Origin of the sequence: Halorubrum sp. SP3, from assembly GCF_005435195.1 — an archaeon.
Classification (GTDB): Archaea; Halobacteriota; Halobacteria; order Halobacteriales; family Haloferacaceae; genus Halorubrum; species Halorubrum sodomense.
On record NZ_SGTU01000007.1, the window covers coordinates 131046 to 137381 of the forward strand.

Below are 6336 nucleotides of genomic sequence, written 5' to 3' on the forward strand. Positions count from 1 at the left end.
CACGGCTAACTCGACGCGCTGCGGCCGCAACGCTTCTCTTTCACCCCGGGAACCGGATCCCGGCCGCCGCCGAGGCGATCTCGCGGCGCTTCAGCAGGCCGAATCCGAGGACGATGACGACGAAGCCGGCGACGGTGAACGGCGTCACCGGCTCGGCGAGCAGCAGGGCGCCCGCGACGGTCGCGACGATCGGAACGACGTACGAGACGAGGTTGATCTCGAAGGGACCGAGCCGGTCGAGCAGCGTGAAGTAGATGGTGTACGCCACCGCCGACGAGCAGAGTCCGAGGAACGCCAGCGCGAGGAGCGCGCGCGGCACCGTCGACGGGAGCCGCTGGCTCTCGCCGATACCGAGGCTGAGCGCGTGGATCGCGAGCGCGCCGAACCCCATCGCCCACCCGGTGAGCGCGACGCTGGAGAACGAGGTCTCGACGGTCCGGAGGCCGACGCTGCCGACCGCGACGGCGACCACGCCGATCGCTATCAGCCCGACGCCGACCGCGACGCCGCCGCCGAGGGTCGCGGGGTCCGGCTGCGCGACGAGCCCCACGCCGAGGAACGCGAGGACGACGCCGACCGCGCCGCGCGCGTCGAGGTCCGCGCCGCCGATCCACAGGGTCGCGACCGCCGCGGTCGCGATGGGGACGAGGCTGTAGGTGATCGAGGCGATGCCGCTCGTCGTGTACTGCTGGCCGACGAACAGCAGGGAGTTGTTCGCGGCCACCGAGAGCCCGCCGCTGAACCCGATCGCGGCGAGGTCCCCGCGGGTCCGCGGGAACGGGTCCTCCTGCGTGAGCAGGACGTACGAGATCAGCGCGAGCGCGGCCACGTAGAAGCGATACGCGGCGTACAACACCGGCGGGTAGTAGGCGAGGCCGACCTCGATGGCGACGAAGGAGCCGCCCCACAGCAGAGCGAGCGTGAAAAACAGCGCGGCGTCTCGGTACCGTGACACGGTCGGCCGAACGCGGGCCGCGGGTAAAGCCGTGTCCGTCGCGGCCCGAACCGCCGGCACTCGAACCGTGACCGGCTTGTCCGGCGACCCGACCGCTCAGCGACCCAACCGATCAGTAGCCGCGGACGATGAGGTAGTCCGCCAAGTCTTCGAGCAGGCTCCGAGAGCCGCTCTCGGGGAGTACTTCGAGGTGTCCTTTCGACCGCGCGGTGAGGTCCTCGGCCGTCTCGCGGGCGTACTCGATGGATCCGGCCTCCGCCAAGGTCGCCACCGCCTCCTCGATGGCCGCCTCGGTCACCTCCGCGGGCGTGTCGGCCTCGACGAGCCCGTCGACGTCGATCCCCTGCTGACGGGCGTGGAGAGTGATGAGCGTCTCTTTCCCCTCCACGAGGTCGGAGCCGCGCTGCTTGCCGAGCTCCTCCGAGGGGACCGTCAGGTCGAGCACGTCGTCTTGGATCTGAAACGCGCGCCCGGAGTCGATCCCGTACCGGTAGAGCGCGTCGACCACCTCCTCGTCGGCGCCGAGCAGCAGCGCCGGCGTCGCCGCCGACGCGCCGTACAGCACCGCGGTCTTCAGCTCGACCATCTCTAGGTACTCCTCGGGGAGGATGTCGTCGCGACTCTCGAAGGAGACGTCGAGCGCCTGCCCCTCGCAGATTTCCGTACAGGTCGACGCGAGCATCCGCATCGCTTCGAGCCCGTTCTGCGGGTCCGCACCCGTTTCGGTCATGAACTCGAACGCCTTCGAATAGAGGGTGTCGCCGGCGAGGATCGCCGTCGAGACGTCGTACGCCTCGTGGACCGCGGGGACGCCCCGCCGCAGGTCGTCCTCGTCCATGATGTCGTCGTGGATCAGCGTGAACGACTGGATCACCTCGATGGCGACCGCGGCGCGCATCACGTCGACGTCGTCGCCGTCGAGCGACGGGAACGCCCGGAAGTCGGCGCCCATCGGCTCGGTGCCGGTGACCGCCTCCGCGGCCAGCGTCGTCACCGTCGGGCGGAGTCGCTTCCCGCCCGCTTCGAGGATGTACCGGGTCGCCTCGTACAGCCGCTCTGGCTCCTGTACCGGCAGCTCCTCGTCGATAGCGGCGTTGACGAGGTCACGCCGCTCGCGGATGGCGTCGAGCACCCGCGCCTCCTTCGTCTCGCTCGTCATTCGACGAGCTGGATGACGCTCCCGTTCTGCGTGACGTGGACGTCGCGTCCGAGCTTGTACCCCTGGGACTTCGCGAGGTCGACGTACGGCGAGCGGCCCTTCAGCGTCTGGTGGCCGGGGATGAGGTGCTGGGGCTGGAGCGCGTCGAGCATCTCGTAGTGGCCCTCCTCGCGGAGGTGGCCGGAGACGTGGATGTCGTCGTAGAGGCGCGCGCCCTGCATCCGGAGCAGCTGTTCGGACTGGTAGCGCTGGCCCTCGTTGGTGGGCTCCGGGATGACGCTCGCGCTGAAGACGACCTTGTCGCCGTCGTCGATTTCGTACGGGGTCTCGCCGCGACCCATACGGGTGAGCATCGCGCGCGGCTCGCCCTGGTGGCCCGTGACGATCGGGAGGAAGTTCCCCTTCCCCTCCTTCATGATCCGCTTGAACGCGCGGTCGACCGACTTCCGGTGGCCGTACATGCCGACGTCGCCCTGGAAGTCGACGAAGTCGAGCCGCTCGGCCGTGCCGGAGTACTTCTCCATCGAGCGCCCGAGGAGGACCGGCTGGCGGCCGATCTCGCGGGCGTACTCGACGAGGGTCTTCACGCGGGCGATGTGGGAGGAGAACGTGGTGGCGACGATGCCGCCCGTGTAATCCTCCATCGATTTGAACGTGTCCTCGACGTGCTTCTTCGCGTACGACTCCGAGGGCGTGCGGCCCTTGCGGCCCGCGTTCGTACAGTCCTCGACGTACGCGAGGACGCCCTCGTCCTGGCGGCCGATCTCGCGGAACCGCTCCATGTCGATCGGGTCGCCGATGACGGGGTCGTGGTCCAGGCGCTTGTCGAGGCCGTAGACGATGGCCCCCTCGGGCGTGTGGAGGACCGGGTTGATCGCGTCGATGATCGAGTGGGTGACGTTGACGAACTCCATCTCGACCTGCTCGGAGTCGCCGATCGCCATCGAGGCGCCCGGCTTCATCTTCACGAGGTCGTTGTCGACCTGGAACTTCCCCTCGTCTTCGATCTGCTGGCGGACTAACTCGATCGTGTACGGCGCGGAGACGATCGGCGCGTCGTAGCGGTGGGCGAGCTTCGGGATCCCCGCGATGTGGTCGAGGTGGCCGTGGGTGGGGACGATCGCCTGAACGTCGCCCTCGAGTTCGCTCATGACCCGGTCGTCCGGGATGGCGCCCATGTCGATCAGGTCGAGGCTGTGCATGCTCTCGGTCTCCACGTTGTCGTGGATGAGGACCTTACTGAGGTTCAGGCCCATGTCGAAGATGACGATGTCGTCGCCCGCGCGGACCGCCGTCATCTGTCGACCGACCTCTTCGTAACCGCCGAGTGTCGCAATTTCTATTTCCATGGTGTGTGCGTGTCGAACGCCGTGATCGGCGTCGTTCACTGAAACCCCGCAAGGAGCCGTCAGCGCTGCGTCGTACCGTGCGTCGTTGAGGCCCCGCTACGGCCGAGTCGTCGCGACTCACCGTGTCCCGCGGGAGTGTGGTACCTCGGCGTACTCCCGCCCACGTTAAAAACTCCCGGGTTCGGTCGCGCGGCCGCGGTTCGCGTCGGAGCCGGGGCCAGCGGGCGCGACGGGACCCATAAAGCGTTTCACGCTTTCGGTCGGATCGTCGACGATGCCAGACGTTCCCCGCCGCCGCGCCCTCCTCGCGGCCGCGTCCGGGCTCGCCGCCCTGGCCGGCTGCGCCGGCAGCGACTCCGCGTCGAACAGCTATCCGAGCAGAAGCGACCGACCGATCGACGGCTACGAGCTCGCGAAGGCGCGCGACGAGGACGGCCGCGCGCTGGTCGCGTCGGACGGCGAACTCCCGTCGCTCTCGGCCGACGAGCGCGCGTTCCAGCGCCGCAGCGCACGCCGGGTGTTGGTCGCCGACGAGGACCTCGCGGAGCTCACGTTCGCCGAGACGGACCCGGGCGAGCGGCTCCGGTCGTTCCTCGCCGCGACCGACTTCGAGTCGGCGTCGGCGTACCTCCTCGCGATGCCGGTGCGGGCCTGTCGGGAGGTCCGGTTCCGGTCCGTCTCCGTCGAGCCGGACGAGCTCGCGGACGGCGACCTCCACCCCCACGCGAACTTCTGTCAGACGTACCGTCCGGCGGACATCGAGTGCGAGGGCGACGAGGTCCACACCGTCGGGTTCGCGATCCGGCTCCCGGTCGCCGCCGAGCGCTCGACCGGGAGCGGCAGCGGCATGAGGGGGTCCTGCCGGCGAGGGGAACCGCCGACCGTGTTCAACGCGTCGACCGCGTCCGAATCCGGTGACGACGCATGACGGGACGGTCGAGCTCGCGCCGTCGGTTCCTCGCCGGTGTCGCGACCGCTGGCGCGGCGGCGATCGGCGGGTGTTCGGGGCTCCCGTTCACCGACGACGGAGCGCGTGACGAGGTCCCGGCGTCGCTTCCGTCGGACGTCGTCGGATCCGTCGACTGGCCGGCGTCGCCGTTCCCCGTGACCGTCCCGGAATCGCTCGCGGAGACCCACGAGACGCGGACGCGCGAGATGCTCGCCGAGGTCCCGGCCGAACCGAACCTCCCCAACGCCGCGGTCGCGTCCGCGATCGGCGGCGACCGCGAACGCGCGCTCCGGCGCGCGAACGCCGAAATTCCCGACGGCTGGCCGGTCGATACCCTCGCAGCCTGGCGACGGCGGCGAGAGGACGCCGCGGCCGTCCGGGGGGAGTACCGGGCGGCCACCGGGAGCGACGACGCCCCCGCCCTGGCAGCTCGGCGCCGGGCGGTCCGGGACGACCGCGGGACGCTCGCGACCGACCTGGCGTACCGGGCCGGATCGACCGCGGAGGCGGTGCTAGCGTACGAGCCGGTCGAGTCGCTGCTCTCGGAGTGCGCGAGATACGTCGAACCTCGCGTGACGTACCCCGCCGACCCGATCGCGGAGCCGTTCCGAGCCGGCGAAGCGGTCGCTCGCGTCGAGCGCGCGCGAGCGGCCGTGACCGACGCCGGTTCCTTCCGCCAGGCGTTCCTGAACGAGCGCGACGAGCCGTCGCCGCGGTGGGCGTCGCTGGTCGCGGCCGCCGACGAGCTGAGAGGGTCTGTGATCCGGACGCGGGCGACCGTCCGCGAGCGCGTCGGGGGCGAGGAGGCGCCCGGCGACGGGGACCTGAGCGGGACGGTCGCACAGGAGCTGTACACCGCGATCGACGGACGCGTCGAGCGGGCGGTCGAGGACGTCGAGCGGGCGGCCGACGCCGGCGACCACGCCACCGCCGTGGTGGAGGCCGGCGTCGCGCTGGCCGCGATCGAGGCGCTGCGAGGAGCCGTCGACGAGATCCGCGACGGACAGCACCGCGAGGTCCCGTCGGAGACCGCCGTGCGATCGGCCGCGGAACGAGCGAAATCGGCCGTGCGCGAAGCGGTCGAGACGAGCGATCCGCTGGCGACGCGGCTCGTCCGGCCCGGGCTGGAGGCGGTCGAGTACGTCGACGACCGGATCGAGCAGAGGTATGGCTCGGTGCGGCGGACGCAGGCGGAGCTGGCGTACGTCGACCTGTACGCGAGCGCCGTCCCGGCGGCGGCCGAGTTCGTGCGGGAGCGGCTGGAGTGACCGGGGGGCGTGGCGACCGACTCGCGTCGAACCGACCGGCCTCGAGGCCCGCGTCCCGGTATTTTTATTACCGCGAGGTGCCGCGGTACGGACAATGAGTGGACGACCCCTCGACGTGCTCGAAGCGTCGCTCGAGGAGCCCGTGACGGTACACCTGAAGGACGGCACGACCTACTACGGCGTCCTCGGCGGCTACGACCAGCACATGAACGTCGTTATCGAGCCCGAGTCCGACGTGGACGACCGCGTCGACGACGACCTCGACGGCGAGTTCGCGGTCGCGATCGAAGACACAACGATTATACGCGGCGATAACGTCGTCACCATCAAAGCATGACCGGCGCAGGTACGCCCTCTCAGGGAAAGAAGAACAAGACGGTCCACGTGAAGTGCCGCCGCTGCGGCGAGAAGTCCTACCACGTCAAGAAGGAGCGCTGCTCCTCGTGCGGCTTCGGCGAGTCCGCCTCCCGGCGCGACTACGCCTGGCAGTCGAAGACGGGCGACAACTGACGACGCGGTCTCTGCGGTTTCTTCTCGCTTTTACTCGCGCAGCTGCGCGTCTGGTAGTCGGGTACTAGTCGGCGACGAGGCGGCGGCCGCCTCCAAAGCCCCAGCCGCGAGGACTCGCGCGGCTCGCTGCGCTCCTCAGTCGCTCG

At 70.1% G+C, this 6336-nt stretch carries 7 protein-coding genes; 4 read left to right on the plus strand and 3 right to left on the minus strand.

Features of this window, described 5'->3' with window-relative positions:
• Positions 1–40: 40 nt before the first annotated feature.
• The 3 genes from EXE42_RS07695 to EXE42_RS07705 all read right to left on the minus strand — a co-directional run bounded on the left by EXE42_RS07695 (position 41) and on the right by EXE42_RS07705 (position 3463).
• The gene (locus EXE42_RS07695; RefSeq protein WP_092920139.1) at positions 41–955 is read right to left on the minus strand and encodes a DMT family transporter; all 915 of its coding nucleotides are present in this window, start codon (positions 953–955) and stop codon (positions 41–43) included.
• Positions 956–1067: 112 nt separating this feature from the next.
• A complete protein-coding gene (gene idsA3, locus EXE42_RS07700; RefSeq protein WP_092920138.1) occupies positions 1068–2114 on the minus strand; it encodes a geranylfarnesyl diphosphate synthase in 1047 nt (348 codons plus the stop codon).
• On the minus strand, positions 2111–3463 hold the full coding sequence (locus tag EXE42_RS07705) for a ribonuclease J (protein ID WP_092920482.1): 1353 nt from the start codon (positions 3461–3463) through the stop codon (positions 2111–2113). Before EXE42_RS07705 ends, idsA3 begins: the two co-directional genes overlap by 4 nt.
• 274 nt (positions 3464–3737) lie before the next feature.
• Here EXE42_RS07705 and EXE42_RS07710 point away from each other — a divergent pair, with 274 nt between their 5' ends.
• From EXE42_RS07710 to EXE42_RS07725, 4 genes are all read left to right on the plus strand, one after another.
• Positions 3738–4391: a hypothetical protein gene (locus tag EXE42_RS07710; protein WP_137706248.1), complete on the plus strand. Its 654-nt coding sequence runs from the start codon at positions 3738–3740 to the stop codon at positions 4389–4391.
• A complete protein-coding gene (locus EXE42_RS07715; protein WP_137706249.1) occupies positions 4388–5680 on the plus strand; it encodes a hypothetical protein in 1293 nt (430 codons plus the stop codon). The genes EXE42_RS07710 and EXE42_RS07715 overlap by 4 nt, the downstream gene beginning before the upstream one ends.
• Positions 5681–5774: 94 nt before the next feature.
• A complete protein-coding gene (locus tag EXE42_RS07720) occupies positions 5775–6017 on the plus strand; it encodes an LSM domain-containing protein (RefSeq protein ID WP_092920135.1) in 243 nt (80 codons plus the stop codon).
• Positions 6014–6190, plus strand: coding sequence for a 50S ribosomal protein L37e (locus EXE42_RS07725; RefSeq protein WP_006112801.1), 177 nt, complete (start codon positions 6014–6016; stop codon positions 6188–6190). The genes EXE42_RS07720 and EXE42_RS07725 overlap by 4 nt, the downstream gene beginning before the upstream one ends.
• The last annotated feature ends 146 nt before the right edge of the window (positions 6191–6336 follow it).